This window comes from Paenibacillus sp. FSL W8-0194, assembly GCF_037969745.1.
Classification (GTDB): Bacteria; Bacillota; Bacilli; order Paenibacillales; family Paenibacillaceae; genus Paenibacillus_AQ; species Paenibacillus_AQ cookii.
This window is the reverse complement of the sequence record NZ_CP150205.1, coordinates 1,107,501-1,133,417: the sequence shown is the minus strand read 5'-3', so window position 1 is coordinate 1,133,417 and position 25,917 is coordinate 1,107,501. Positions and strand designations below refer to the sequence as shown.

Below are 25,917 nucleotides of genomic sequence, written 5' to 3'. Positions count from 1 at the left end.
ATAAGTTCTAATTCCCGTGAAATTCCATCATGAGTTCATGGATCAATTGCGCTGCCGGAATCGCCCGGGCCATCCGGTACCCTTGACCGGCCCACAGCGACATGTAGTCGGCTTGGCCGCGCGCGGCGGCTTCTTTTCGGAGGCGCTGCGTCAGATGATGCACTTGGGGATATGCAGCCGGGGCCTCCGCATCATACGTTTCCATGAACCTGTTCACGAGCCCCCTTGCCCTTCTGCCCGTAAATGCACGCGTGATGCGGGTAGCGGTAAATTCGGGATCGGTTAACGCTTTCCGGTAAGCGGCGTTCGTTCCGCTTTCGGGACACAACAGAAACGCCGTCCCCAATTGGGCCGCGTCCGCTCCAGCGGCAAGCGCCGCCCTTACGCCCGCTCCGTCCATGATGCCTCCGGCCGCGATGACCGGTTTATCCGTCAACGTTCGGACGAGCCGGATCAAAACCTGCAGCCCAATATCCTCCTGAAAGTTCGGATCGTTCGAAAAAGTTCCCCGATGGCCTCCGGCTTCGGCCCCTTGCAGGCATAACACATCCGCTCCGGCATCAAGAGCCAGCGCCGCTTCCGCCGGATTCGTAACGGTGACTGCCACCTCGATGCCCTTCTCCTGAAGCGTTTGCACAGTTTCTTTGGCAGGGCACCCGAACGTAAAGCTGACGACCGGCACCCGTTCGGCTTTCACCAAGGCGATTTTGCGGGCGTAATCATCGTCGTCGAAGTCCGGGGCTCCAAGGGATACGTTCAGCGTTTCCGCTTCCTTCAGAAGCTTTTCCCGATACGCTTCCAGGGCTTGGGGATCCGCGGTATCCGGACCGGGCACGAACAGGTTCACGCCGAAGCCCGCTGCGGTCCGTCCACGCAGCTCCCTGATTTCTTTTTCAAGCTCTTCGCTCGTCTTGTAACCTCCGGCCAAAAAACCGAGTCCGCCGGCGTCCGACACCGCCGCAGCCAATGAAGGGGTCGACACACCGCCTGCCATCGGAGCTTGTACGATCGGATATTTTAGCGCTTTCAACATATCTTCCGCCTCCTTTAGCCAAACCAGCCATATTCATATGGTCCTTATTTGTTCCACGCTTTGAAATCCCGGTTCAGCCGGGTCAAATGATCCCGCAGCTGCTCAAGCTCGGCCGGAGACCAACCGGAAAGCATGTCGGCATAGGCCGCGTAACGCGCTTGCTGAACCTTGCGGAGAATGTCCCGTCCTTCGGGCGTGATTTCCACCAAACTGATCCTGCCGTTATTCGAATCCGGATAACGCCGGATATAACCTTTCCCCTCAAGCACAGCCACCTGGCGGCTCGCCGTGGACAAATTCAGCAGCAGCTGGTCGGCAAGCGCGTTAATGGCCAGCGGGCTGAATTTTTCCAGCTCGCTAAGCAAAAGATATTCTGAGCGGTCAAGACTTCCAAGCTTGGGGCTGTGTGCCGTCGTAAGCCGCACCAGCAAAGCGATTTCGTATTCGATCAAATGAATCGGAGCATCCATTTTCCATCATCCGCCTCCTTATACTGCCCGGTTTCCATGCCAAAAATCGTCAGATCCAGTATAACATACAGGCAGACGGGTGCCGAAATCAGCCGGTGATGCCTGAAGCCAGGCCGCGCCCGATCAGGTTGGCCGACACGGGTTTTCTGCCGATTTCGCGCGACCATACCGAAAGCTGGCCGATATGGTGGATTTCATGGGCGATCATATGCCGCATGACTTCTCCCCACGTGAGGACCCGTTCTTTGCAGTCCCCGCCGATGTCGCGGTACACCAAGTCCTCCAAGCCGTCGTTCCAGTCCAGCACGAACGCTTCAACTTCAGGGCGGAATACGTCCTCCAGCTCGCGGACTTGCCGGATGCTCCGATAGTCGTCGAAGCTTTCATCGAAGTCGCTTTTGCCCTGCAGTGAGCGGACCCAGCTCCACTCCACATCGATGACGTGAAACAGCGTATGCAGGATCCCGCCGACGCCGCCGGCGCGTTTTGCAAGCAGCTCGGCTTCGCTTATTTCTTCGCACCACTTCAACCATTCCTCGCGTACGGCCCAGTTGTATGTAAACATCGTTTTCAGAATGCATTCCTCCTTGAAATACGGGATGTTTTTGTGCTAACTCCCTTATATGTGAAGCATAAGGGAAAACGTGCCGCACCGGTAAGAAAGTTTGGTTATAACGATAATTTCTCGGATATTTCGTTTTAGCCGGCATTTCGTGTACAATTTAAGAGAGAGGTGTTGCGATATGTCCAATGAAAATGAAGAAATCATTTTGACTCCCGAAGGGCTGGAAGAATTGAAGGCCGAGCTGGAGGAATTAAAAACCGTAAAGCGCAAAGAGCTTGCGGAACGTCTGAAGGTAGCGATCAGTTACGGCGACCTGAAGGAAAACAGCGAATACCATTCCGCTAAAAACGACCAGTCGTTCATGGAAACCCGGATCATCATGCTGGAGAAAATGCTCACCAAAGCCCGGGTCGTCAAAAGCACCGATGCTTCGGTCGTCAGCGTAGGCGCCTACGTCAAGCTGAACGACCGGGAATTCAACGAAGTCGTGGAATACCGGATCGTAAGTCCGGCGGAAGCCGACGTGCAAAGCAACAAAATCTCCTACGAAAGCCCGCTCGGCAAAGAGCTGATCGGCAAGTCCGTCGGCGACGTCATCAGCGTGACCGCACCGATGGGAGTCATCCAGTATGAAGTCCTGGATATCCGCGCCAAATAATAAAGGCATTGGTAACGGGATGCCTGAAACCGTGAAACGAACGCCAAGAACCCTGTTGCTTCCAGCTGAAGGAAAACAGGGTTCTTTTTGCGCTTCAGGGCCGGATCCCGGGTGTTCACGCCTTCGTTCGCGGGTCGGCCGATCCTATGTTTTTCATCACGTCCCATAATGGCTTGATCTTCAAAGGGGAGGGTACATGGGCAAAGATCCAGGCTTCTTCCCGCAGCATCAAATCAACCATGAACCTGCAAGCTTCTTTATGATGTTCCGGCGTCATGTGGGCATAGATCCGTTTGACCGCGGCCGCCTGTTCTTCGGGCAAGGAGCGTTCCATATCCTTCATGCCAAGCTGCGCCCGCTCCGGCTTGTATTTATGCAATAACGCTTTGGAGAGATTCGTCATCGCGTTGTGAAGCGTTTGAATGCTCCACAGATCGTTTCCTCTGCGGGAGGCGGCGTGATATTGATACAAAAACCATACCGCGTCGTCGACGGCATCCTGAAACTCCGCCGGCTCCAAAGCCAGGTTTTGCTTGGCGGCCAATGGAGCCAGCCTTCCGTCCGGGTCGTACAGCACCTTGATAAAATCTTTGGCAACGTAGTTTTCTTTCGTCACGGTGAACAGGTCGAGATGGACCAGGTTTTCGTATACGGCCAATATTTGCGGCGCAACGATAAAGATCTCGTCATAAAACAGCAGTTCTTTGTACGCCCTTATATGCCGCATGCGGTTCGGAAGAAACATATCCAGATCCTCCGCATTCACCAGACAATACAAATCGATATCGGAAAATTCGTCATGTTCGTTTCTACCCATCGAACCCTTTAAAAATATCGCCTGCACGGATTCGTCTTTCTTCAAACTGGAGACGACCGTATCGACGGCTTCTTCAAGGATCACCGAATTCCCCCTCCTTCATTGGATTGACATGCCGGTCGCCGGATGCTGCCGTTAAGGCAGCCATTGCGGTCATCCGGGGACATGCGAAAGCACGGCGGCCGGAGTTCGCCCGACGATCAACCGTTCGCCGTCCGAGTATCCCTCTTCGCGATCCTTCAGCTCCTGAACCAACACCGATCGCCAGTGCCGGATCCGTTCCCGGCAGGACTCGTCGCGGATGGCGTTATGCAGCTCCTGCGGATCTTCGCCGAGCTGGAAAAACTGTTCCTCGCCGGTTTGGGAGAACCAGACATATTTTTCCTTGCCGTCCGTAACCCAATGATTGGACTGGCTGCCTTGCGAATGTTCTCCGTGCAAGTAGGAACGCCAAGCAACGCCTTGACGTTCGGCAGCCCGTGAAGCCAGCTGGAGCACGCTGCCCCCCTCCACCGAATCGGGGATCGGCACGCCTGCGGCATCCAGCAACGTCGGCATAATGTCCCGCATTTCCACAACCTCCTCCACCACGTTGCCCCTTTGAAGGCCCAGGCGGTTCCCCGGATCATTGACGATAAAAGGCACCCGCGCGCTTCCCTCATAAGGCAGCGACTTGCGGAACAGATGATGGTCGCCCATCAGTTCCCCATGATCCGAGGTAAACAAAATGACCGTGTCATTCATCTCGCCGTATTCCGCCAGAGCCTGCATAAAGCGGCCGATTTGATGATCGATATGCGTGATGAGCGCGTAATAGGCGGCTGTCGCTTTTTTGAGCCGGCGTTTCGGGACGATGCCTCGGCTTGTCGTCGGATTGTACCCTTCCAAACCGGGATCGGACGTCATCGCCCAATCGCCGACCGGCGGATCGGGGATTTCCGCGTCTTCGTACAAATCGAGATACGCCTGCGGCGGATCCAGCGGCGAATGGGGCCGGACGAAAGACATCCACAAAAAAAACGGCTTGCCCGGGTCGCGGCGGCGAAGGAAATCGATCGATTCGGTGACGACCCAATTCGTCGGGTGGAGCTTTTCCGGAAGATGCCACGGGCGGGCCACCGCCGAGGCGTTGCAGTCCAATCCGGAATCGATCAGGTCCGCACCGGGTTCCTGCCGGCGCAGCCAATGCAAGTAATCGTCCACTTCGTCGTAATGTTCGGAGACCGGGATGCTGTACTTATTCCGGTTATGATGCAGATACCCGTCGTGCAGCACGACATGGTGAAACCCCATCAGGTTTCTGGCCGGGTATACGTGCATTTTGCCGACGCATTGCGTGTGGTATCCGGCCTTCGCAAATTCCTCCGGCATCGTGCGGTCGTAACGCCACGGCACGCGGTCTTGATACCCGACGCGCCCGTGGCCCGTCTGGGACTTCCCGGTAAAAATCGCCGCCCGAGCCGGAATGCAGGACGGCGTCGCGGAGTAGGCGCGGTCGAAACGCACGCCGGTGCGGGCCAGCTCATCCAAATTCGGCGTCTCCACCACGGGATGGCCTGCGATGCTCAGGCAATCGTAACGCATTTGGTCCACGGTAATCAGCAAAACATTCGGTTTGTTCCGATTCAAGGACGTTCCCCTCCCCAGGAGATGAATTCAAAAACATGGATTCGAAATCATTTCCATTTAACCTCCATTCTGATCGAAAGTAAATGGATTTTCCTTCGTTTTCTTGATTTCGATCCCGTTTTGTTCATCTCTGCCAGCAAATAAGGGCCTTTCTTTATTCCAAAAAGAAATAAAGTGCGATATACTGAAAGCGAACACCTCAGGAAGTCATGGAAAGAAGGAAGCAAAAATCATGGAAGCCAACCGAGAACGCAAGCTTCGCTTATGCGGGAAGCTTTTTGTTTCTTTTTTGAAAATCGGACCCACCACCTTCGGCGGCGGCTACGCCATCCTTCCCGTCATCGATAAGGAAGTCACGGAACGCCGCGGATGGCTGGGCTCCAAGGAAATGAGCGAGATGACCGCGCTTTCCGGCGCGGCTCCCGGCGGCATCGGAGTCAACGTCGCCGCGCTGGTCGGCTACCGCGTGGCCGGCATTCCCGGCCTCCTTGCCGCCGTTGCCGGCATTTCCCTGCCGACGATCCTCATCATGCTCGTTTTATGCGCAGCTGCGGCGGGCTTCAGCCATAACCGTTACGTGCAGGCGGCGCTGCACGGCATCAAACCCACCGTCGTCGCCTTGATCATCTACGCGGCGGTCCGGATGCGCAAAGAGGCGCTGAACCATCCTTTGGCATGGGGCATCGCCGCCGCCTGCCTCGTCCTGCTGCTCTTTTTTCCGATTCCGCCCCTTTTCGTCCTGGCGGTCGGCGTCGTGATCGGCATCGTTGCCAAGGCAGCGTCCCCCATGGGGGATCCGCAAAAAGCCTCCCCCGAGAACAAGGGCGACCATCCTCCCATGTAAATTCCGTGATGATCGCATCGGGCCGGTCCCATATGGACCATGAATATTCAATTTTTTATATCGGATTAAACGGCAGCTTCCGGAACGCCCGGAAGTCCGAGAATAGATACCCGCTTGGGGAGAAGAGGAAGAGATCATGCTGCTGGAGCTATTATGGACTTTTTTCAAAATTGGATTTATGTCTTTCGGCGGAGGGTACGCCATGCTTCCGGTCATCGAACACGCCGCGCTGAAGGAAGGCTGGATGACGGCGGAGCAATATACGGAAGCGATCGCCATTGCCGGCATGGCGCCGGGGCCGGTGGCCATGAACAGCGCCGTCTATGTCGGTTATGCCGCGGGCGGATGGATCGGCAGCCTGGTCGCTTCGCTGGGCATCGTGCTGCCTTCCGCCATCGTCATGTTCCTGGTTGCTACCGTTTTTTACCGTGTGTATGATAATCAGTGGATACAAGCGGCGCTGAACGGCATGAAGCCGGCCGTGATCGCCTTGATTGCATACGCCGCTTACACGATGACGATCCACTCCGGTTTTATTACCGGATTTTCCTTCAGCACGTTTGCCAGCATCGCCATTTTTATCGCTGCTCTGACCGCCATGATTCGTTTCCGCGTGCATCCGCTGGCCATGATTATCGTTTCAGGGATTGTGGGGATTGTGATTTATGCCTAATATGCCTAATGAAAAGAACCAACGAATCGATGCGCAAAGCCGCATCCCGTCGCCCAAGGCGAAGGAGCTGTTCCAGGACATCCGCCGGATGCAGGAGATCGCCAAAAACGATTTGCTCGCCGCAAGCGGGCTTACGGTCAGCACCTTAACGCGCGTACTGGATGAGCTCGTCTCCATCGGGGTCATCACCGAAAGCGGTCTTGGAGCCTCCACCGGCGGACGGCGCCCGATTCTTTATCGGGTGAACGCCAGCTACGGTTATGCCTTCGGGCTCGACATATCCCGGGTGTCCTCCCGGCTTGTGCTGCTTGATCTAGCAGGCAACAAAATCGATGCCATAGAATGGCGCATGACCGAAGAAACCACGCCCGCGGCCCTTCTGCAGCGGGTGGCCGGGCAAGCCGGCGTATGGATGGACAAACACCGGATCGCCCTAGACCGGATCATCGGGATGGGCATCGGCGCCGTCGGGCCGCTGAGCAGGGAGGACGGCATCATCGAAGAACCCGAATGGTTTGCCGCTCCCGGCTGGAACCATGTGCCGATCGTGAAGCTGCTGGAGGAACGGCTCGGCTGTCCCGTCATGCTGGACAACGGCGCCAATACGGCGCTCATCGCGGAATCCTGGGCAAACCGCACCAAAAATTTCCGCCACATGTTATACGTCCATGCCGGCACGGGCCTTCGCCTCGGCATGATGACGGACAACAAGCTCATTCACGGCGCCGTCGATATGGAGGGCTCCTTCGGCCAAATGATCATCCAGGCGGACGGCCACCCCTACCGCACGCCGCAGGGCAATTACGGGGCGCTTGATTCGTATGCGTCGGTTTATGCCATTGAACGCGAAGTGAACTCAAGGCTGCGCATCGGCCGCGGCAGCGTTTTGCGGCAATGGCTGCCGCCGGGGGAGCCGGCCAAATATCCGGACATTATGGAGGCGCTGAAGCAAATGGACCCGATGGTGACCGAAATCGTGACGCAAGCGGCGGCGTATTTCGGCGTCGGCCTTGCGAATCTGCTGAACATTTTGAATCCGGAAAAGGTTATTTTAGGCGGCCCGCTCATGACCGAATCGAATCTGTTTTTTTATACGGCCACCCAAACGGCCATCCGCAAAACCTATCATTATCCGAAATACCAGGTGATTTTCAGCAGAGGCACGTACGGCGACGAAGCCATCGCCATCGGAGCCGCGTTAATGATGCTGAGCCAGTTGACCGTCTAATCGGTTTGAACCTTCCACCCAGAGAGGAGTTTTCGCCATGTCAGCCGCATCCACGTTCGGAATGCCCAACAAACCCGACCACGAACCGCATCAAGACCGCCACGTTTCTCCCTGCTGCGCGGCAAAAAGGAAAGCCGTCGCCGGATCGGCCGGCTGCGGCGCCCCTGCCATGGAGTCGGCACGGACGCCGGCCGAAGCCCTAACCGCCGCGGCAGCGGCTCACGCAAGCCAATCGCAGGCACCCGGAGCTTTGCGCCCGGATCCCTCTTCATGGCCCGTCATTCCGGAGGGCGAATATTGGCTTGGCACCGATGATCAGGAAGGGTTCCCTTCCGATGCCGAAGGGCCGGCCAGACGGGTGCGCGTCCAATCGTTCCGCATGTCGCCCTACGCCGTAACGAATGCCGATTTTGCGGCGTTCGTCGACAGCACGGGGTATGTGACGGAAGCGGAACAATTCGGCTGGTCGTACGTGTTTCACCTGCTGCTGCCCGAACCCGGGAAGGTCGCCATCGTCGGGTCGCCTCAGCAAACGCCGTGGTGGCACGGGGTTGAAGGCGCCTGCTGGAGAGCGCCCGAAGGGCCGGGAAGCAGCATTGCCGATCGGCTGAACCATCCGGTCGTGCACGTCTCATGGAACGATGCCCAGGCCTACTGCCGATGGGCCGGCGTACGCCTGCCGACCGAAGTCGAATGGGAGGCGGCGGCCCGCGGAGGGCTCGAAGGCAAACGTTACCCGTGGGGCGACGTCCTCCGTCCCAACGGGGAGCACCGGTGCAACATTTGGCAGGGCGTATTTCCGACGAAAAACCATGCCAGCGACGGATATCTCGGCACCGCCCCGGTTGACGCTTATGAACCGAACGGGTACGGCCTCTATAACGTTTCGGGCAACGTTTGGGAATGGTGCGCCGACTGGTTTACGCGCGATCCCGGGCAGCGCGGCTCGACGGAGCGCCCGGCAGGACCCGCCGAGGGCGAGGCGCGCGTGCTTAAGGGCGGCTCTTACCTTTGCCATCATTCCTACTGCAACCGTTACCGCGTGGCGGCCCGAAGCGGCAATACCCCGGACAGCTCGACGGGCAATACCGGTTTCCGCGTCGCGGCGGATCTTTAGATTTTACGGGCAACCGGGAAATAAGAAAGATGCTTTTTCGACGAACCCCCATCTTCATTTGTCGCGATTAACGTGATGTCGATGCCGGCTAGCCTGAGAACTTATACATTCGAACCTCTTCAACAAGCCCCGTCCTCCCCGGAATGGCATGAACGATTCGGGAGTGCGGGGCTTTTTCGAGTTTACTTTAATGAAATACCTTTTTAACAAAATCAATCAGTTTGGACTTTAATGCGTCACCCTGCTCCCCCTTATGAAACATATCGGTTCCGTGATATCCGCTTGGATCCACAATGAGCTCTTTATCCGTTGCTCCGGATGCTTGATATAATTTGCGCACTTCTTTTTCAATCGATCCTCCATAATCACCGGGTGAAAAAACAAACAGGGATGGCGCTTTCAGCTTTTTGACGCTTGGAATCGCATCATGCGGGCCACATTGTGCAGGAGAAGAAAGAATAATGAGTCCCTCGACAGGCAGCTCTTGACGAACGCCTGCAATGATTGCTGTACTACCGCCACATGAGGCTCCTGCCAAAAACACTTTTTGTGCACCCAATCGTTTGAGTTCGCTTAAGGCTGCGTCTGCATCACGATCTATATTCTGATTATCCTCCGGGAAATTCTGTGAGGCGCCGTGATTGCGATATTCAGGGATAACGACCAGATATCCGCTATCAGCCAGTTCAGTACCCATGTCAAGAAAAGAGCAGATGTTGTAGCCTTGCTCGTGTGCCAGCAGAACCCCTTTGCTTCCGCTCCCAAGCACAAGTGCCGACAGATACACTCCGTCGCTGGTTGTCAAAGTAGTCGCTTGATCGCGCAGCTTCTCTGGTACGCAACTGTTCACAAGATGCCCGCTCGAGGAGCGTACCGTTCGGTCCGGCCAGGCAGGATCATACTCAACCGGCGGGTTTGATGATATGTTCGTCACTTCGGCAAGAGGTGTTTCATTCCCGGTCTCGGTGGTGGTGGACGTATTTTGAGGCAGATCCGTTGAAGAATGATCTTCGTTTGGAGATACAGGCATTTTGGCGGAGCATCCCGTAACGGTAATTATGAACAAAAGAAGCAAGACGAGTGCCATTTTTATGTCTTTAAAAGATACGATCATCAATTTTCTATTCCTCCGAATGTTCAGTGAATGTACAACAGAGTGATCTATTATCACTTTGAATTAGGTGAGGTTGTACTTTGGTTGAAGAAATCGCCCCGCTCTCAGCAGCCATCTTCTTGCCTTATAATTGGCGCTGCCGTTGAAGACGGTATTGCCCGGGCGTGATGCCCATACGCTCGCGGAACAGCCTGCCGAAAAAGCTGGCGTTCGGGATGCCGACCCTTTCAGCGATTTCCTGCACGGACAAGGTGGTCTGCGCCAGCATCGTGACCGCATGGGAAATCCGAAGATGGTGCACGTATTGAAGCGGCGTCATGCCCGTATATTTTTTCATGCAGCGCGTAATATAGTCGAATTGAAAATGGAGCGCGTCCTCCATGCTTTTGGAATGGAACGGCTCGCTCCAATGGTTTTGCAAATAGAGAACCGTTTCCTTCGCCAGCTCGGACGAACGCGGGGCGGGCCTCGCTCTCGCTTCCGTTTGCAGCGTGCCCAGCAGCTCGCCGAACAACGTCTGCAGCTGCAGCGCCTCCTCCACGGACAGCTGCGCATTCAGTTTCACCATGCGGTTTAAGGCCGGCAGCAGTTTGGCGAAGGGCACGTCGCCATGCTTCGGAAGGTACATCGTCTGATCGGATGGCTTCGTATCGCTGTCGCGCCCCTGCGGAAGGACGGCAGACCACGGAATGTCCTTTGCGTCCAGCCTTCTGAGCGCCGCGGCATGCTTGAAATGCACCCAGTAGACCTCCGTTTCTTCCGTGCACGGGGCGCTGCCCGCATGGGTTTTGCCCGGTTCCAGCACCAGCAATTGCCCGCCCCGGATCACGTATTCCTCCCGATCCTCCCGCATATACATGGCGCCGCTTTTGACGAAGATGACGTCATACACGTCAAATGACCTTTCAAAATGGCAGTTCCCCGGCACCCACATCGCATGTCCGACGGTCACCAGCGACGGCAGCGGCGGGATCGCAAGCTCCAGGCATTTCACCGGGCTCCCCTCCCTTGTTCAGATCGATATCGTTTTAAATCCAATAAAACCGGTACTTCTGAAAACGGATCCATTATGTTCTATATTAACATCCCTTGGCACTCCGGTCATGGTGTGAAGGTCGATATCGTGCGATATTAAGTCGCTATTTTGTGTAGTTCGCCGGCTGCATTTCCGTTACCTTTAGGAAAAGAAATCCCTTTCCAAACCAAAGGAGGACATTCACGATGCGTTTTCGCCAGGTACACCTCGATTTTCATACGTCGGAAGCGATCGACCGTATTGGCAGCAGGTTCGAAAAAGAACAGTTCCAACAGATGCTGAAGCTTGGGCATGTGGATTCCATCACGGTCTTTTCCAAATGCCATCACGGATGGGCCTATCACCCGTCCGAAGCCAACCGCATCCATCCGAGGTTGTCTTTTGACCTTCTTGGGGCAATGATCGAGGCAGCCCATGACATCGACGTCAAGACGCCCGTCTACTTATCCGCCGGATTCGACGAAAGGCTGGCCGTCAGCCATCCCGAGTGGTGGGTGCGCCCGCGTTACGGCGGCAGCGAGGATTTGTTCAGGCCCGGATATCACCTGCTGTGCCTGAATACCCCCTATCTGGACATTCTGCTGTCGCAAATCGCCGAGGTCGTCCGAAACTACGAGGCCGACGGCATCTTTTTGGACATCGTCGGCGTGAGGGAATGCTATTGCGCGAGCTGCGTCGCCGAAGCAAGGGCCGAGGGGCTCGACCCGCGCGACACGGAAGGCATGAAACCGTTATGGGAGCGAACCTACGCCAACTACACCCGGCGCGTCCGGGAAACGGTGGATGCCCTCAACCCCGGCCTGCCGGTGTTTCACAACGGCGGCCATATCCGGCGCGGCCGCCGCGATCTGGCCGGGATGAACACGCACCTTGAGCTGGAGTCGCTCCCTACCGGCGGCTGGGGCTACGACCATTTCCCGCTGTCGGCGCGTTACGTGCAGCCGCTCGGGACGCCTTTCCTCGGCATGACCGGAAAGTTCCACACCACCTGGGGGGAATTCGGAGGGTACAAACATCCGAACGCGCTCCGCTACGAGACGGCACTCAGCCTTGCCCATGGGGCGGCCTGCTCGATCGGCGACCAGCTTCATCCCCTGGGACGGATGGACGAAGCGACCTACCGGCTTATCGGCAGCGCTTATGCGGAGGTAGAGGCGAAAGAAGAATGGTGCCGCGATGCAGCGAATGTAGCCGACGTGGCCCTGCTTTCCGTCGAAGCCGCCGGCTCGCATGCAGCGGACGGCGGGCATGACAGCTTTACCGGCCAAGCCGATGCAGGGGCTGTCCGCATGCTGACCGAAGGCCATATCCTGTTTGACGTGGTGGACCTTGAAAGCGATTTTGACGCCTATCAAGTGGTCATTTTGCCCGACCGGATCCGCATCGACGAACCTCTGCATGCCAAGCTGTCGGCCTATCTCGCCCAGGGCGGACGCCTGCTGGCGACGGGAGAATCGGGACTGTGGGCGGACCGGGACGGTTTTGCGCTGGATTTGGGCATTCGGCATGCCGGAGCGAATCCCTACCGTCCGGATTATTACCGCCCGCTCCACCCGCTCGCAAGCCTGGGCGAGGCGGCGTTTGTCTTCTATTCGGAAGGCCAGCGCATCGAACTGACCGAGACCGGCACGGAGCTCGGGCGGAGGGAAGACCCGTATTTCAACCGGGACGCGTTCGCCTTCTGCTCCCATCAGCATACGCCAAGCAGCGGCAGGGACGGCGGTCCGGGCATGGTCGAAAGCCGCAATGGCATCTATATCGCCTGGAACGTCTTCGAAGATTATGCCGTGAAAGGGAGCCTTGTGCTGAAAGAAACGGTGTTGTACGCGCTGAGCCGCCTGCTGCCGGAGCCTACGCTGCGCACTACCTTGAAGGCCCAAGGCACCGTCACCCTCCAGAAGCAGGCGTCGAAATCCCGATACGTGCAGCATGCGCTGTACGCCTCGCCGGTAAGGCGGGGGAAAGGCGTCGAAGTGATCGAGGACATCCTGCCGGTCTATCACGTATCCATGGAGCTCCGCATTCCCGAAGCCGTCAACGCCGTATACCTGGCTCCGCAAAGGAAGCCGCTCGATTTTAAGCAAGACGGCGAGAAATTAACGTACGTCATCCCTGAGCTGGAATGCCACCAGATGGTCGTGCTGGAATACGGGGAACCGGAGTAACGGCGGCACGGCCCGTCCATGTTTGCTTCTGTTCGCTGCTAGGATCGGGCCGTCCGAAAGCAAAAAAGCCGTCCCTGCCGGTCATGTCGGCCTTGGGACGGCTTTCCTGTTATCGATCGGGTTCGCGGGGGCGAGAAACGTCCTTCGCTTTCAGCGGATACGATCGTATCGCTGTTTGGCTTGTCCATGCCCATGCATGCCCCGCGGCTTACTTCCGCCCGAAATCCGCCTTGATTTCGCCCCATTTCTCCGTGTTCCACTTTAAAATTTTGTTTTCGTAGGTGTTGTTTTCAAGCCACTGCACCGCACGGTCGGTGAGCTCCCAAATTTTGCGCGTGGACTCGTTCCTGGCGAGCGTCGTTGCGGGCTTTTTCTTGCGAACCCAGGCCAAAGCGGTTTGGGAATCGGTGTACACCGTTTTGCTGCTGCCCAGCTTCTTCAGGTAAGCCAATGCATGCACGATGGCGATAAACTCCCCCAAATTGTTCGTGCCGTTTTCGATCGGCCCGACGTAGAACAAAATTTCCCCCGTTCTCGTATCGACGCCTTTGTATTCGACCGGGCCGGGATTGCCGCGGGTGCCCACGTCCACCGAAATGCTGTCGTACACGATCTCTTTTTCGCCTGCAGGCGAAGGTTTACCGGCTCCGGCTTTCCCGCCTCCGGCCGTTTTGGAGGACGTGGACTTGCCTTGCCCCCAGTTGCCTTTCCATCCGTCTTTGAATGCGGCCTCCGCTTCCGCGCGGGATTCGTACGATTTATATTTGGCGTCCGGATAGCCGTTTACCTGGGCCTGACACTCCGCCCAAGTGGCGTAAACCCCCGGCTTTTTCCCTTCCCAAACGACGTAAAACTTCGATTTCGCCATATGCGTAAAAACTCCTTAAGTAAAAAATAAGCTGCAGCCCAAACCTTAAACCCCGCTCAAGCCTTCTTGCTCAAAAGCGGCAATCGCCCCGCGGACAACATCCGGAATCGGCGTGCTTTTGCCGCTCCCCGTATCAATCAGCACGATCGCTCCGCGTCCCGCCGCCTTGAGCCGGTCGTTCGCCACCACCGCATACTCCACGTCCAGGGACGATCTTCCCATCGAAGCAACCCGCACATGAAGCTGAACCTTGTCGCTCCGGTACATTTGCTCCAGGTATTGGCATTCGAGATCGGCGACGACGGCAACCTTTTCCGTGCCGAACATCGAATCGAACAAGCCCAAATTTTCGAAATATTCGATGCGCCCCTGCTCGAAATACATAAAATAGCTCACATTGTTGACATGTCCCAGCATGTCGGTTTCGCAGTAGCGCACCTTGATCGGAATCGAAAAACGAAACTTTTGAAGCCAGCCGGCCGGATCGGGTTTGATAAAGCTTTCTTTGCGCATCGTTTATCCCCTCTCTTCTTCAAAAAAGAACAGTTTGAACAAAAAACGAGCCGCGGCCCGTTTTCAAGCACTTTCAAATCCGCCGTTTTTCCTTCCCAGTTTCAGCTTTGCCTGAACTCGCCCGGCGTCATGCCGGCGAATTTCCGGAATGCCCTGTGGAACTGGCTCGTGCAGGAAAAGCCGAGGCTGCAGCTGATGTCCGCCACCGAATCGCCGGAGCTTTTGAGCAACTGCTTGGCTTTGTCCACCCTCAGCATCAGCAGATACTGGTACGGGGTAACGCCCGTGCATTCGCGAAAATTCCGGATGAAATGAAACCGGCTTTGCTTGGCGACGGCGGCCAGGTCATCGACCGAAACAGCCTCCGCATAATAAGCGTGCATATATTCGAGCACCTGATGGATATGCACATCGCGAACCTTGCTTTCAAGCCCGCGTTCCGGGATGGAGCCGTTCAGCGTTGCCCGCAAATAATGGAGCACCCGGATTTCCGTCTCCTGCGCCGCAAGCGGGTCCGGCGCATCGCCGAACATCAGCTCCGACGTCCAATGCCGGAACAGGCGGGACAGCTCCCCCGGATCCATCCGCTGACGGACCGCAAATTCCGGCAGACTGCCGGAAGCCTGCTCGAGCCCCAGCGCATCCTCGCGGATTTTGATGATGATCACGCTGGAATCCGCATCAAGCCGCAAAAAATGCTCCGTTCCCGGATGCTGGATCAATCCCTCGCCCCCGTTCAGCCGGTAAGGCTTATTTTCCATCGTAACATGGCATACGCCTTGAACCGGAACGGTCACCTGATACCAATGCCCGTGGCGGTGGGACCGGTTCGAAAACCGGTCGGCGCCCTTAAAAAGCTCCATCCGTTCTGTTCGAATACTCATCTCCATCATCGCTTCACCTGTTGACATTATAGCAAAAAAAGCTTTCAAGGCCAGCAATTATCGCGGCGACAACGCCTCCATAACCCGGGTAAGATGAAGGGAAATCCGTTAATGCCGGCCGCTTCCCGCCTTTGCCGGGCCGGGCGGCGGTATTGACAGCGCGCGGATTTGTTTTAACATGTGGAGAACGACATTTCTAATCAGGACTGGAGAGAGGAGATACGAACATGATCATCGATATTCAAAACATTACTTGGAGAAGCGGGCAGCATACGCTCATGAAGGATGTCAGCTGGCAGGTCAAACCGGGGGAGCATTGGGCGCTGCTTGGCCTGAACGGTTCGGGAAAAACGACGCTGCTTAATATCGTCAACGGCTATATCTGGCCTTCGGAGGGCTCGGTGCGCGTCCTTGGCCATCTGTTCGGCGAAGTCGACCTGCGCGAATTGCGCAAATCGATCGGCTGGGTCAGCAATTCGTTCCAAGAGCGGCTGTACGCTTCGGACCGCACGCAGCATATCGTGATCAGCGGCAAACACGCCACGATCGGCCTGTACGATAAAACGAGCGACGAAGATTTCGAGCGGGCCCGCGAACTGATGGAGACGCTTAGCTGCGGGCATTTGTGGGACCGCGAATACCGGACCTGCTCCCAGGGCGAAAAGCAGAAGCTCCTCATCGCCCGCGCGCTGATGGCGGACCCCCGCATTTTGATTTTGGATGAGCCTTGCAACGGGCTGGATATTTTTTCGCGGGAGCGCCTGCTCGAGAGCATTGCGGAGCTCGTGCGCCAGCCGAACGCCCCGACCTTGATTTATGTCACGCATCATACGGAGGAGATTTTGCCTGCCTTCAGCCATGTGCTGCTCATGAGACGCGGGGAAGCGGTCGGCAGCGGCAAAACGGAAGACATTTTGACGGCGGAAAACCTGAGCGGATTTTTCGAATCGCCCGTCGTCGTGGACAGGCATGGAGAACGCTTTTACGTACGGGTAGCGGAATAACCTCCGGCTAATATAAACAAAGTCCTATCCCCTATTCAACAAAAGCATGATTATTCCGATATTACACATGCAGGAATAGATCATACAAAAGGGGATTACAGCACATATGTTCAAAAGATCAATCGCGTTTTTGCTGCTCGCATTCGTCTGCATGATGCCTGCCGCGCTGGCATCGGCGCCGCCGCGGAACGTCGTCGTCATGGATGCGAAAACCAGCCATTCTTTTTTGCCCGTCCGTTTCCTTAACGGTTTTGACGGGAATCAGATCCTGTGGAACGACGCCGCAAAACGGCTTGAAATCACGCACGGCTCCACGAAAATAGCGATGACCCTTGGTCAAAAAACAGCTGACGTCAATGGCCGCTCCGTCTCCCTTCAGGATGCGCCGTACAGGGACAACGGGGTCGTCTACGTGCCTGCCCAGCTCGTAAGCCAAGAGCTTGGCTACAAGCTTGCCTGGCTGAAAGACAGCAATGCCGTCACCATCGCCGCAAACGGCTCGTCGGAAGTTCTGCCCGTCGTCATCCGCAATAACGGCAAAGCCGAAGCCAAGCCGGTCGTAAGCGAAAAGAAGACTTTTAAAATCGGCTCCCGTTCCATCGCCGCGCAGATGGTTACCGTCGACCTGATGAATCCCAAAGTTCATTTGGACGTGGTGCTGGCGGGCAATACGCCCGGCAAGGTCGAAGCGCTCGGCAGCATCGCCAAACGCAGCGGCGCGGCCGTCGCGATCAACGGCACCTTTTTTGACGCTTACACGAATGGCAGCTACAAAGCCCCCTACGGCTACATTTTAAGCAAAGGCGCCATTAAGATGGCAAGCCCGGGCGACAAGCGGGTCATTTTTGCTTACGACAAAAACCAGCTTCCAAGCTTGATTTCCGGCTTGTCTTTCAAGACGGCGTACGACCAAGGGCGCATCGAGGGAGGACTTCAGGCCGGCCCGCGCCTGCTGCTTAACGGCAAAGTGTCGCTGAACGTGAAGCAGGAAGGGTTCAAAGATCCGAAGATACTGACGGGCGGCGGGGCACGCAGCGCACTCGGCATTACCAAGGACCATAAATTGATTTTGCTGACGACGGGCGGGGCGACGATTCCGCAGCTCGCGGAAATCATGCGCCAAGCGGGCGCTTACCAAGCGATGAATTTGGACGGCGGCGCATCCAGCGGCCTGTATTACAACGGCAAATATTTGACGGCTCCCGGACGCCTCATCAGCAATGCCCTCGTCGTAAAAGTGCAATAATGAGAGTCTCTTAACTGAGCTCCGATACTCGACAAAAAGGCTGGCCTTGGGATTTGCAATCCCAAGTTCCAGCCTTTTTTGCTGCGAATTTTCGGGGGAACCGAAGAATCCGGCGTTTCGGATTACGGTTTGCCCAAACCCGTTTTCACCCAATCGGCGACGGTTACGGTGCGTTTTGCCTGATGCATCACGGCTTCCTTGACGTCCTCGATCATTTTTCCGTCCTGGCCGACCGTAACCGATGTGCCGTAGGGGTTGCCGCCTGCCGCAAAAAGCGATGGATCGGTATATCCCGGCGCCGCGATGATCGCTCCCCAGTGGTACATGCTCGTGTACAAGGAAAGGATCGTTTCTTCCTGGCCGCCATGCGGGTTTTGCGCCGAAGCCATGGCGCTGACGACCTTGTTCATCAGCTTGCCGTGGAACCAGAGCCCGCCGGTCAGGTCCAGGAATTGTTTCATTTGCACCGGCATGTTGCCAAAACGGGTAGGGATGCTGAAAATGATCGCGTCCGCCCATTCCAGGTCGGCCAGGCTGGCTTCCGGAATATGCTGCGTCGCTTCCTGGTTGGCTTTCCAGGCCGGATTGGAATCGATCGCCGATTGCGGCGCCGTTTCGGCCACTTTCAGCACTTTGACCTCGGAACCCGCTTGTTTTGCGCCTTCGGCAGCCCATTGCGCCAGCTGGTAGTTGGTGCCGCCGGAGCTGTAATAAATTATGGCCGTGTTTACGTTTGCCATCTCGAATTTCCCCTTTTTCGTGGAATATGGATAGGTTTTATTCTGCCAAAGAAGGAATTAAAGTATTCTCCGCCTAACGTTCACGGTTCATGTTGCCGGGGATTAACGATTCATCCATTTGCCGTTGGTGAAGTCCGGAATCGCCACCGGATGTCCTCCCAAAGCGATCGATTCTTCGGACAAAGCGGAGATGCACATCCAAGCGGCCATGTCGTATACGTCCAGCGGCGTCTCGGTCCCTTGTTTCACGCTTTCGAAAAAATCTTTGAACACAAGCCAGTCCATCCCGTCATGGCCGCCTTTGACGCCTTCTTCGATATATTTTTTCCATACCGGATGCTCGTATTGTTCCCTGAATTGCTCCGCGTTGCCCCACTGGGGTTTCCATCCCATATGGAAATCGTCATGCACGCCGTCCAAATAAATCGAATGGTTGTCCTCCATGTACATGCCTTTCGTACCGCGGACGGTGAATCCCCGGGAATAATAACGCGGCAGCGTCGTATCGAGCGTAATCGTGATCGTTTCGCCATGCGCGCATTTAATGACGGTCGTCACGATATCGCCCTGCAGGAATTCCGTTTGCATCAGCTCGGCATCATCGCTTTTTTCCTTGCGGACATACTCCTGCATGCCTTTTGCCTTGGAAGCCATCGATACCAGCGAAACCATGCGGTTCCCGTGGTTGATGTTCAGAATGCGGGCGATCGGCCCGATTTCATGCGTAGGATAGTTTTCGCAATTGCGATGGATGTAATTGTTCAAGCGGTAATGGCGGTTTTCTTTTCCAAAGGCAATTTCGCTTCGCAGATCGTGATGGTAGCCGCCGGCGCAATGTACGATGTCGCCCAGCACGCCCTGCTTCACCATGTTGAGCACCATCATTTCGTCCCGGCCGTAGCAGCAGTTTTCCATGATCATGCAGGGCACCCGGGTGCGTTCGTACGCTTCGACAAGCTTCCAGCATTCCTGGACGGAATAAGCCCCGCCTACCTCGCATGCCGCATAAATGCCGGCTTCCATCGCGGCCACCGCAATATCGATATGGTCGGCCCACGAAGCGCCGATGACGACCGCGTCGATATCGCCAAGCGCCATCACGTCCCGGTAATCCCGCGTCACGAAAGGACGTGCGCCGCCCTTTTCTGCAACCGCTTTCGCTGCGGCTTCGCCGCGGTCCTCGTATTTGTCGCAAACCGCCACGACCTCGACGTCGTCCATATGCAAAATAACGCCCGTCAATAATCCCATGCCGCGGGCACCGAGACCGATTACGCCGACCTTCACTTTGTTTTTCATCGCAGCCTCCCCAAGGATATGAATCTATGTTTTGATTATGAATCTATGATTCTTTTCACTCTGATATTCCCCCGTTTCCTATGATCTGTCAATATTCATATTTTTACCCTGTGATCATTTGATGATATTTGGTAGATGAATGATGGATGGGTATGGTATAATTTGGGACTGAGGTTCATGAACGACAACATCGTGAGAAGGATGGAGAAACACGGATGAAAAAGCTCTTATCAATTGTGTTGATATTTTGCCTGCTGCTGCCTGCTGCCAGCGTTTCGGCAAAATCGAACCCGTCTGCGGCCAAAACGTATCCCAAGCTTTATTTGGGCATGGACGCCTCCAAGCTTCCCATGAAGCTTTTGAACGGGCTCGTCGTTGACAAAGAAAACGTGGACGGCTTGGGATTCCTGCCGGTCATCAAGCTGAACGGAAAAAAAGTGTGGCGCGAAGCCGACGAATCCTGGATCAACACGGGCGGCGCCGTTCAATTTACCGTTGCATCCGGCGGAGACACGTTTTTGCTGTATCTGTCGGGCGCTACCGGCGGAAGCATGGTCCAGGTGGTCGGAGTGCACAAGAACGGAAAGGTTTTTCTTAGAAAATCGTTTGGCGGCATAGGCGTCAATGCGACATTTCTTTCGGCCAACACCATCCAGGTGGAAATCGAGCGGGAAAATCTAAAATGGAACCCTGAGCGGGATCCGAATGCGGCAAGACATACCGGGGTTTATGACGTCACGGTGTACCAGCTGTCCGCCAAAGGCATGGCCAAACAAAAGCAATTCGTGAAAAAAACGGGTTAGAACAAGGTTAATGTTTATAACAGGATAGCATTGGGGCAGGGTATGTTCAGAAGCAAAAAGGGCGCTTGGAAAGCGGCCCTTTTTTATATTCGAGGCATTAAACGTATGAATTTATTTCGTAATGGTAGCCGTTTTCGTCTGATTGTCCCACGTAAGATTCGCCCCTAAGGCTTCGGCAATTGCACGCAGAGGCACCGTGACTACCCCATCCTCCAGCTTGGCGCCGCTCAGCGTTTTGCCATTGGCGATTACGGTTACTTCGGGGGCGTCCGGGGCGGGAGTTTCTTTCTTTTTCAGCCCCAAATATTTTGCGATTCCGAGGACATGCCCGCTTACGATCGCCTCCATCACGGCCGGCTGTTTAAGCTTGGCGGCATCGGACGCGACATCGATGAATAAGTTTTCCGTCAAAACGGCCGGCATCCGGCTCTCGCGGCACATGTGCAGGTTCCCGGTCTTTTGCCCTCGATCCGCGACGCCAAAAGGTTTCAACCCAGCCATGATTTCCGTATGGAGCAGGTTTTGGAGCTTCACCGTCGCTGCCGATGCCGACGTATAACGATAAGATTCAAAACCGCCCGAGCCGCCTCCCGCATTGCAATGAACGCTAATCAGAAGATCTGCGCCCGCGGCGTTAGCCTGGCCGGTCCGGTCCGTCAGTTCGACAAACACGTCCGTGCTTCGGGATAACAATGCCTGTACATCCTCATATTCCGAATCCAAACGCTTTTTAATGGCTAATGCTATCGCAAGAACAACATCCTTTTCCTGCAAACCATTTCCGGTAGCCCCCGAATCTTTGCCGCCATGTCCGGCATCGATCCACACTTTTTTCATTCGGATGACCTCCTTTTTGTGCAAACCGCTTACTATCCGCAGGATTTCTCGGGCCTAGCCGTTCTGTTTTTGAAAATCATACCCTTCCTTTTATATGCTTATTCCGATCATCATTTTTTGAGGCGGCGGTTGCACCAGGAAATATCCAAAAACCGGAGGAACCTGAATGGACTACTATACAACAAAAAAACGCCTTTCGGCGTCTTGATTTTAAATTTATATGGAGCGGGTGATGGGAATACTCAACATCTCGATTTAAAAGGCGAGCCTGCGGCTCGCACCTAGAGGTTGATGTTGACGCGCGTCCTGATCGGGTCATTCCCGGAGATGTCTGCACGGACGGTCGCACCCACGCTGCGCGGCTTCTCTTCCCCACAAACCTCCATATAACAAAAAAACGCCCTTCGGCGTGTTTGTTTTAAATCTATATGGAGCGGGTGATGGGAATACTCAACATCTCGATTTAAAAGGCGAGCCTGCGGCTCGTACCTAGAGGTAGATGTTGACGCGCGTCCTGATCGGGTCATTCCCGGAAATGTCTGCACGGACGGTCGCACCCAGCGCGTGGATTCTCTTCCCCACAAACCTCCATATAACAAAAAAACGCCTTTCCGGCGTGTTGATTTTAAATCTATATGGAGCGAGTGATGGGAATCGAACCCACGCTACCAGCTTGGAAGGCTGGAGTTCTACCATTGAACTACACCCGCGTGAAAAAAAGAAAGAGATCGGGATGACACGATTCGAACATGCGACCCCCTGGTCCCAAACCAGGTGCTCTACCAAGCTGAGCTACATCCCGAAAAGAAGGTAAACAGTTAAATGGAGCGGACGACGGGAATCGAACCCGCGACCCTCGCCTTGGCAAGGCGATGCTCTACCGCTGAGCCACGTCCGCATATTCATGGTGCGCGTGGAGGGACTTGAACCCCCACGTCGAAGACGCTAGATCCTAAGTCTAGTGCGTCTGCCAATTCCGCCACACGCGCAATTGAAAAACTGGTGAGCCATGAAGGACTCGAACCTTCGACACCCTGATTAAAAGTCAGGTGCTCTACCAACTGAGCTAATGGCTCGTAATTGCCTTGAGTAAAATGGCTGGGGATATAGGATTCGAACCTATGCATGACGGAGTCAAAGTCCGTTGCCTTACCGCTTGGCTAATCCCCAATAGTTAGAATAAATGGGGCGATCGATGGGACTTGAACCCACGAATGCCGGAGCCACAATCCGGTGCGTTAACCCCTTCGCCACGACCGCCATATGCAATTCTGGTGCCGGCGAGAGGACTTGAACCCCCAACCTACTGATTACAAGTCAGTTGCTCTACCAATTGAGCTACACCGGCGCAATGATTGAGTAAGATGATCCTAGAGAACAATAATGATGGCGGAACCGACGGGATTCGAACCCGCGATCTCCTGCGTGACAGGCAGGCATGTTAGGCCTCTACACCACGGTTCCAGGCCTTTATGAATCCTGAAAGCTTTTCGCTTTGAGGAATAATGGTGGAGACTGAGGGGATCGAACCCCCGACCCTCTGCTTGTAAGGCAGATGCTCTCCCAGCTGAGCTAAGTCTCCTTAAATTTTCTATGAACCCAACTGGGTTCTCGTCCCAATCATGGGAAAATAATGGTGACCCGTAGGGGATTCGAACCCCTGTTACCTCCGTGAAAGGGAGGTGTCTTAACCCCTTGACCAACGGGCCTTAATATGTAAAGTTTGAAATGCTGGCGGAGAGAGAGGGATTCGAACCCTCGAGACGCTTGTGACGCCTACACGATTTCCAATCGTGCTCCTTCGGCCAGCTCGGACACCTCTCCGCGTCTTATCCAATAATTATGATTGCTTTTAGCTTTCAAACATTTTATTGGAATTGAACTCCCCGAACAGGACTCGAACCTGTGACAACTCGATTAACAGTCGAGTGCTCTACCGACTGAGCTATCGGGGAACGTTTCGCAAAAAAATAACCACAAAGGATGTGGTTTCCGCTTGGCAGCGTCCTACTCTCCCAGGACCCTTCGGTCCAAGTACCATCGGCGCTGGAGGGCTTAACGGTCGTGTTCGGGATGGGTACGCGTGGAACCCCTCCGCCATCGCCACCAAACGGGATTTTTTCGCTGCAACATCGCAGCTTCAAAATCGTTTGTGAAATTCGCTTCATCTTGATTGACGATTGAATTTCAATACGATATGTACAGGAATCGGCATCGCCAAATGCCGAAAGTCATACTTGCCTTTCGAAACCACTTGAGCTTCAAAAAGTTGTTTTGACTCCCTGAAAACTAGATACGAAACGTTTGCGTTTTAAATACTCCGTAGCATTTCCCGGTTTTTGTTCCGGGCCCCGCCTAAAGTACTTGGAATCAGCTGCGAAGCTGCTCTTCACTTTGGTGGGTCATTTAGGATAAGCCCTCGACCGATTAGTATTGGTCAGCTCCATGCATTGCTGCACTTCCACCTCCAACCTATCTACCTCGTCGTCTTCAAGGGGTCTTACATACTGGGAAATCTCATCTTGAGGGGGGCTTCACGCTTAGATGCTTTCAGCGCTTATCCCGTCCGTACGTAGCTACCCAGCCATGCTCCTGGCGGAACAACTGGTGCACCAGCGGTACGTCCATCCCGGTCCTCTCGTACTAAGGACAGCTCCTCTCAAATTTCCTACGCCCACGACAGATAGGGACCGAACTGTCTCACGACGTTCTGAACCCAGCTCGCGTACCGCTTTAATGGGCGAACAGCCCAACCCTTGGGACCTACTTCAGCCCCAGGATGCGATGAGCCGACATCGAGGTGCCAAACCTCCCCGTCGATGTGGACTCTTGGGGGAGATAAGCCTGTTATCCCCAGGGTAGCTTTTATCCGTTGAGCGATGGCCCTTCCATGCGGTACCACCGGATCACTAAGCCCGACTTTCGTCCCTGCTCGACTTGTAGGTCTCGCAGTCAAGCTCCCTTCTGCCTTTGCACTCTTCGAATGATTTCCAACCATTCTGAGGGAACCTTGGGGCGCCTCCGTTACTCTTTAGGAGGCGACCGCCCCAGTCAAACTGCCCGCCTGACACTGTCCCCGTACCGGATTACGGTACCAGGTTAGAACCTAGATACGATCAGGGTGGTATCCCAACGTCGCCTCCACCTAAGCTGGCGCTCAGGTTTCAAAGGCTCCCACCTATCCTGTACAGATCGTACCCAAATCCAATATCAAGCTGCAGTAAAGCTCCATGGGGTCTTTCCGTCTTGTCGCGGGTAACCTGCATCTTCACAGGTATTAAAATTTCACCGGATCTCTCGTTGAGACAGCGCCCAAGTCGTTACGCCATTCGTGCGGGTCAGAATTTACCTGACAAGGAATTTCGCTACCTTAGGACCGTTATAGTTACGGCCGCCGTTTACTGGGGCTTCGGTTCACAGCTTCGGGATTACTCCCTAACCGCTCCCCTTAACCTTCCAGCACCGGGCAGGCGTCAGCCCGTATACTTCGCCTTACGGCTTCGCACAGACCTGTGTTTTTGCTAAACAGTCGCTTGGGCCTTTTCACTGCGGCCCCCTCGTGCTATTCACACTACCGGGGCACCCCTTCTCCCGAAGTTACGGGGTCATTTTGCCGAGTTCCTTAACGAGAGTTCTTCCGCGCGCCTTAGAATTCTCTTCTCGCCTACCTGTGTCGGTTTGCGGTACGGGCACCTTCACCTGGCTAGAGGCTTTTCTTGGCAGTGTGAGATCATGACCTTCGGTACTGTAATTTTCCCTCCCCGTCACAGCCTAGCCTTACGATGTGCGGATTTGCCTACACATCAGCCTCACTGCTTGGACAGACATCCATCAGTCTGCGTCACTACCCTCCTGCGTCACCCCATTGCTCATAGCGGTTTACGGTGGTACAGGAATTTCAACCTGTTGTCCTTCGACTACGCCTTTCGGCCTCGCCTTAGGTCCCGACTTACCCTGAGCGGACGAGCCTTCCTCAGGAAACCTTGGGCTTTCGGCGGATCAGATTCTCACTGATCTTTTCGTTACTCATACCGGCATTCTCACTTGTATACGCTCCAGCGCTCCTTACGGTACACCTTCAACGCTGCATACAACGCTCCCCTACCCCTGATGCAAGCATCAAGCCATAGCTTCGGTGGTGTGTTTAGCCCCGTTACATTTTCGGCGCAGAGTCACTCGACCAGTGAGCTATTACGCACTCTTTAAATGGTGGCTGCTTCTAAGCCAACATCCTGGTTGTCTGTGCAACTCCACATCCTTTCCCACTTAACACACACTTGGGGACCTTAGCTGATGGTCTGGGCTGTTTCCCTTTTGACAATGGATCTTAGCACTCACTGTCTGACTCCCGGTCAATCAGTCTATGGCATTCGG

Annotated in this window: 22 protein-coding genes, 13 tRNA genes and 2 rRNA genes (1 of these 37 cut by a window edge); 9 read left to right on the top strand and 28 right to left on the bottom strand. The window is 55.2% G+C overall.

Annotation, left to right across the window (positions count from 1 at the left end):
- Nucleotides 1–7: 7 nt before the first annotated feature.
- The 3 genes from MKY58_RS04830 to MKY58_RS04820 all read right to left on the bottom strand — a co-directional run bounded on the left by MKY58_RS04830 (nt 8) and on the right by MKY58_RS04820 (nt 2,077).
- Entirely contained in the window at nt 8–1,033 is a 1,026-nt protein-coding gene (locus MKY58_RS04830; protein ID WP_339323677.1) for a nitronate monooxygenase, read from the bottom strand.
- Between the two features lie 44 nt (nt 1,034–1,077).
- Entirely contained in the window at nt 1,078–1,503 is a 426-nt protein-coding gene (locus MKY58_RS04825) for a MarR family transcriptional regulator (protein ID WP_339323676.1), read from the bottom strand.
- A gap of 88 nt (nt 1,504–1,591) precedes the next feature.
- On the bottom strand, nt 1,592–2,077 hold the full coding sequence (locus tag MKY58_RS04820) for a DinB family protein (protein WP_339325055.1): 486 nt from the start codon (nt 2,075–2,077) through the stop codon (nt 1,592–1,594).
- A gap of 169 nt (nt 2,078–2,246) precedes the next feature.
- Here MKY58_RS04820 and greA point away from each other — a divergent pair, with 169 nt between their 5' ends.
- On the top strand, nt 2,247–2,726 hold the full coding sequence (greA, locus tag MKY58_RS04815) for a transcription elongation factor GreA (RefSeq protein ID WP_339323675.1): 480 nt from the start codon (nt 2,247–2,249) through the stop codon (nt 2,724–2,726).
- A gap of 115 nt (nt 2,727–2,841) precedes the next feature.
- Here the strand turns inward: greA and MKY58_RS04810 are convergent, their stop codons facing one another.
- Both MKY58_RS04810 and MKY58_RS04805 read right to left on the bottom strand, forming a co-directional pair.
- On the bottom strand, nt 2,842–3,627 hold the full coding sequence (locus tag MKY58_RS04810; protein WP_339323674.1) for an aminoglycoside 6-adenylyltransferase: 786 nt from the start codon (nt 3,625–3,627) through the stop codon (nt 2,842–2,844).
- Between the two features lie 69 nt (nt 3,628–3,696).
- Nucleotides 3,697–5,172 (bottom strand): arylsulfatase, encoded by a 1,476-nt coding sequence (locus tag MKY58_RS04805; RefSeq protein ID WP_339323673.1) that lies wholly within the window; start codon nt 5,170–5,172, stop codon nt 3,697–3,699.
- A gap of 232 nt (nt 5,173–5,404) precedes the next feature.
- On the opposite strand from MKY58_RS04805, the gene MKY58_RS04800 reads away from it, so the two are divergent.
- From MKY58_RS04800 to MKY58_RS04785, 4 genes are all read left to right on the top strand, one after another.
- Nucleotides 5,405–6,016: a chromate transporter gene (locus MKY58_RS04800; RefSeq protein WP_339323672.1), complete on the top strand. Its 612-nt coding sequence runs from the start codon at nt 5,405–5,407 to the stop codon at nt 6,014–6,016.
- A gap of 136 nt (nt 6,017–6,152) precedes the next feature.
- Nucleotides 6,153–6,689: a chromate transporter gene (locus MKY58_RS04795; RefSeq protein ID WP_212952082.1), complete on the top strand. Its 537-nt coding sequence runs from the start codon at nt 6,153–6,155 to the stop codon at nt 6,687–6,689.
- A 1-nt stretch (nt 6,690) separates the two neighbouring features.
- Nucleotides 6,691–7,917: an ROK family protein gene (locus MKY58_RS04790; protein WP_339325054.1), complete on the top strand. Its 1,227-nt coding sequence runs from the start codon at nt 6,691–6,693 to the stop codon at nt 7,915–7,917.
- Nucleotides 7,918–7,954: 37 nt separating this feature from the next.
- The gene (locus MKY58_RS04785; RefSeq protein WP_339323671.1) at nt 7,955–9,034 is read left to right on the top strand and encodes a formylglycine-generating enzyme family protein; all 1,080 of its coding nucleotides are present in this window, start codon (nt 7,955–7,957) and stop codon (nt 9,032–9,034) included.
- A 187-nt stretch (nt 9,035–9,221) separates the two neighbouring features.
- Here MKY58_RS04785 and MKY58_RS04780 read toward each other — a convergent pair whose 3' ends face one another.
- The gene (locus tag MKY58_RS04780) at nt 9,222–10,148 is read right to left on the bottom strand and encodes an alpha/beta fold hydrolase (RefSeq protein ID WP_339325053.1); all 927 of its coding nucleotides are present in this window, start codon (nt 10,146–10,148) and stop codon (nt 9,222–9,224) included.
- A gap of 124 nt (nt 10,149–10,272) precedes the next feature.
- A complete protein-coding gene (locus MKY58_RS04775) occupies nt 10,273–11,142 on the bottom strand; it encodes an AraC family transcriptional regulator (RefSeq protein ID WP_339323670.1) in 870 nt (289 codons plus the stop codon).
- Nucleotides 11,143–11,369: 227 nt separating this feature from the next.
- Here MKY58_RS04775 and MKY58_RS04770 point away from each other — a divergent pair, with 227 nt between their 5' ends.
- Nucleotides 11,370–13,349 (top strand): beta-galactosidase trimerization domain-containing protein, encoded by a 1,980-nt coding sequence (locus tag MKY58_RS04770; RefSeq protein ID WP_339323669.1) that lies wholly within the window; start codon nt 11,370–11,372, stop codon nt 13,347–13,349.
- Nucleotides 13,350–13,557: 208 nt separating this feature from the next.
- On the opposite strand, the gene MKY58_RS04765 is transcribed toward MKY58_RS04770, so the two are convergent.
- From MKY58_RS04765 to MKY58_RS04755, 3 genes are all read right to left on the bottom strand, one after another.
- Nucleotides 13,558–14,217 (bottom strand): ribonuclease H family protein, encoded by a 660-nt coding sequence (locus MKY58_RS04765; RefSeq protein ID WP_339323668.1) that lies wholly within the window; start codon nt 14,215–14,217, stop codon nt 13,558–13,560.
- A 45-nt stretch (nt 14,218–14,262) separates the two neighbouring features.
- Nucleotides 14,263–14,730: a thioesterase family protein gene (locus MKY58_RS04760; protein WP_036712238.1), complete on the bottom strand. Its 468-nt coding sequence runs from the start codon at nt 14,728–14,730 to the stop codon at nt 14,263–14,265.
- A 101-nt stretch (nt 14,731–14,831) separates the two neighbouring features.
- The gene (locus tag MKY58_RS04755; RefSeq protein WP_339323667.1) at nt 14,832–15,614 is read right to left on the bottom strand and encodes an AraC family transcriptional regulator; all 783 of its coding nucleotides are present in this window, start codon (nt 15,612–15,614) and stop codon (nt 14,832–14,834) included.
- A 227-nt stretch (nt 15,615–15,841) separates the two neighbouring features.
- Between MKY58_RS04755 and MKY58_RS04750 the strand changes: the two genes are divergently transcribed.
- Both MKY58_RS04750 and MKY58_RS04745 read left to right on the top strand, forming a co-directional pair.
- Complete coding sequence (locus tag MKY58_RS04750; RefSeq protein WP_036712242.1) at nt 15,842–16,618, top strand: ABC transporter ATP-binding protein; 777 nt, start codon at nt 15,842–15,844, stop codon at nt 16,616–16,618.
- Between the two features lie 106 nt (nt 16,619–16,724).
- The gene (locus tag MKY58_RS04745; RefSeq protein ID WP_339323666.1) at nt 16,725–17,864 is read left to right on the top strand and encodes a phosphodiester glycosidase family protein; all 1,140 of its coding nucleotides are present in this window, start codon (nt 16,725–16,727) and stop codon (nt 17,862–17,864) included.
- 122 nt (nt 17,865–17,986) lie between these two features.
- Here the strand turns inward: MKY58_RS04745 and wrbA are convergent, their stop codons facing one another.
- Together wrbA and MKY58_RS04735 are read right to left on the bottom strand one after the other, a co-directional pair.
- The gene (gene wrbA, locus MKY58_RS04740) at nt 17,987–18,604 is read right to left on the bottom strand and encodes an NAD(P)H:quinone oxidoreductase (protein ID WP_339323665.1); all 618 of its coding nucleotides are present in this window, start codon (nt 18,602–18,604) and stop codon (nt 17,987–17,989) included.
- Nucleotides 18,605–18,706: 102 nt separating this feature from the next.
- Nucleotides 18,707–19,903, bottom strand: a complete 1,197-nt coding sequence (locus MKY58_RS04735) for a Gfo/Idh/MocA family oxidoreductase (protein WP_339323664.1) — start codon at nt 19,901–19,903, stop codon at nt 18,707–18,709.
- Nucleotides 19,904–20,118: 215 nt separating this feature from the next.
- Between MKY58_RS04735 and MKY58_RS04730 the strand changes: the two genes are divergently transcribed.
- A complete protein-coding gene (locus MKY58_RS04730; protein WP_339323663.1) occupies nt 20,119–20,706 on the top strand; it encodes a hypothetical protein in 588 nt (195 codons plus the stop codon).
- A 111-nt stretch (nt 20,707–20,817) separates the two neighbouring features.
- Here the strand turns inward: MKY58_RS04730 and MKY58_RS04725 are convergent, their stop codons facing one another.
- From MKY58_RS04725 to MKY58_RS04650, 16 genes are all read right to left on the bottom strand, one after another.
- Complete coding sequence (locus MKY58_RS04725) at nt 20,818–21,543, bottom strand: N-acetylmuramoyl-L-alanine amidase (RefSeq protein WP_339323662.1); 726 nt, start codon at nt 21,541–21,543, stop codon at nt 20,818–20,820.
- A gap of 636 nt (nt 21,544–22,179) precedes the next feature.
- Nucleotides 22,180–22,253: transfer RNA gene (locus MKY58_RS04720), tRNA-Gly, on the bottom strand.
- Between the two features lie 18 nt (nt 22,254–22,271).
- Nucleotides 22,272–22,345, bottom strand: a tRNA-Pro gene (locus MKY58_RS04715).
- A gap of 21 nt (nt 22,346–22,366) precedes the next feature.
- Nucleotides 22,367–22,441 (bottom strand) — tRNA-Gly (locus MKY58_RS04710).
- 7 nt (nt 22,442–22,448) lie between these two features.
- Nucleotides 22,449–22,532: transfer RNA gene (locus MKY58_RS04705), tRNA-Leu, on the bottom strand.
- Nucleotides 22,533–22,543: 11 nt separating this feature from the next.
- Nucleotides 22,544–22,619 (bottom strand) — tRNA-Lys (locus MKY58_RS04700).
- A gap of 19 nt (nt 22,620–22,638) precedes the next feature.
- Nucleotides 22,639–22,713: transfer RNA gene (locus MKY58_RS04695), tRNA-Gln, on the bottom strand.
- 14 nt (nt 22,714–22,727) lie between these two features.
- Nucleotides 22,728–22,803: transfer RNA gene (locus tag MKY58_RS04690), tRNA-His, on the bottom strand.
- Nucleotides 22,804–22,815: 12 nt separating this feature from the next.
- Nucleotides 22,816–22,891 (bottom strand) — tRNA-Thr (locus MKY58_RS04685).
- A gap of 39 nt (nt 22,892–22,930) precedes the next feature.
- Nucleotides 22,931–23,007: transfer RNA gene (locus MKY58_RS04680), tRNA-Asp, on the bottom strand.
- 42 nt (nt 23,008–23,049) lie between these two features.
- A tRNA-Val gene (locus tag MKY58_RS04675) sits at nt 23,050–23,125 on the bottom strand.
- A 52-nt stretch (nt 23,126–23,177) separates the two neighbouring features.
- Nucleotides 23,178–23,252 (bottom strand) — tRNA-Glu (locus MKY58_RS04670).
- A 23-nt stretch (nt 23,253–23,275) separates the two neighbouring features.
- A tRNA-Ser gene (locus MKY58_RS04665) sits at nt 23,276–23,367 on the bottom strand.
- Between the two features lie 58 nt (nt 23,368–23,425).
- Nucleotides 23,426–23,498 (bottom strand) — tRNA-Asn (locus tag MKY58_RS04660).
- Between the two features lie 39 nt (nt 23,499–23,537).
- Nucleotides 23,538–23,654, bottom strand: a 5S ribosomal RNA gene (gene rrf / locus MKY58_RS04655).
- Between the two features lie 296 nt (nt 23,655–23,950).
- A 23S ribosomal RNA gene (locus MKY58_RS04650) occupies nt 23,951–25,917 on the bottom strand; it runs 961 nt beyond the window's last position.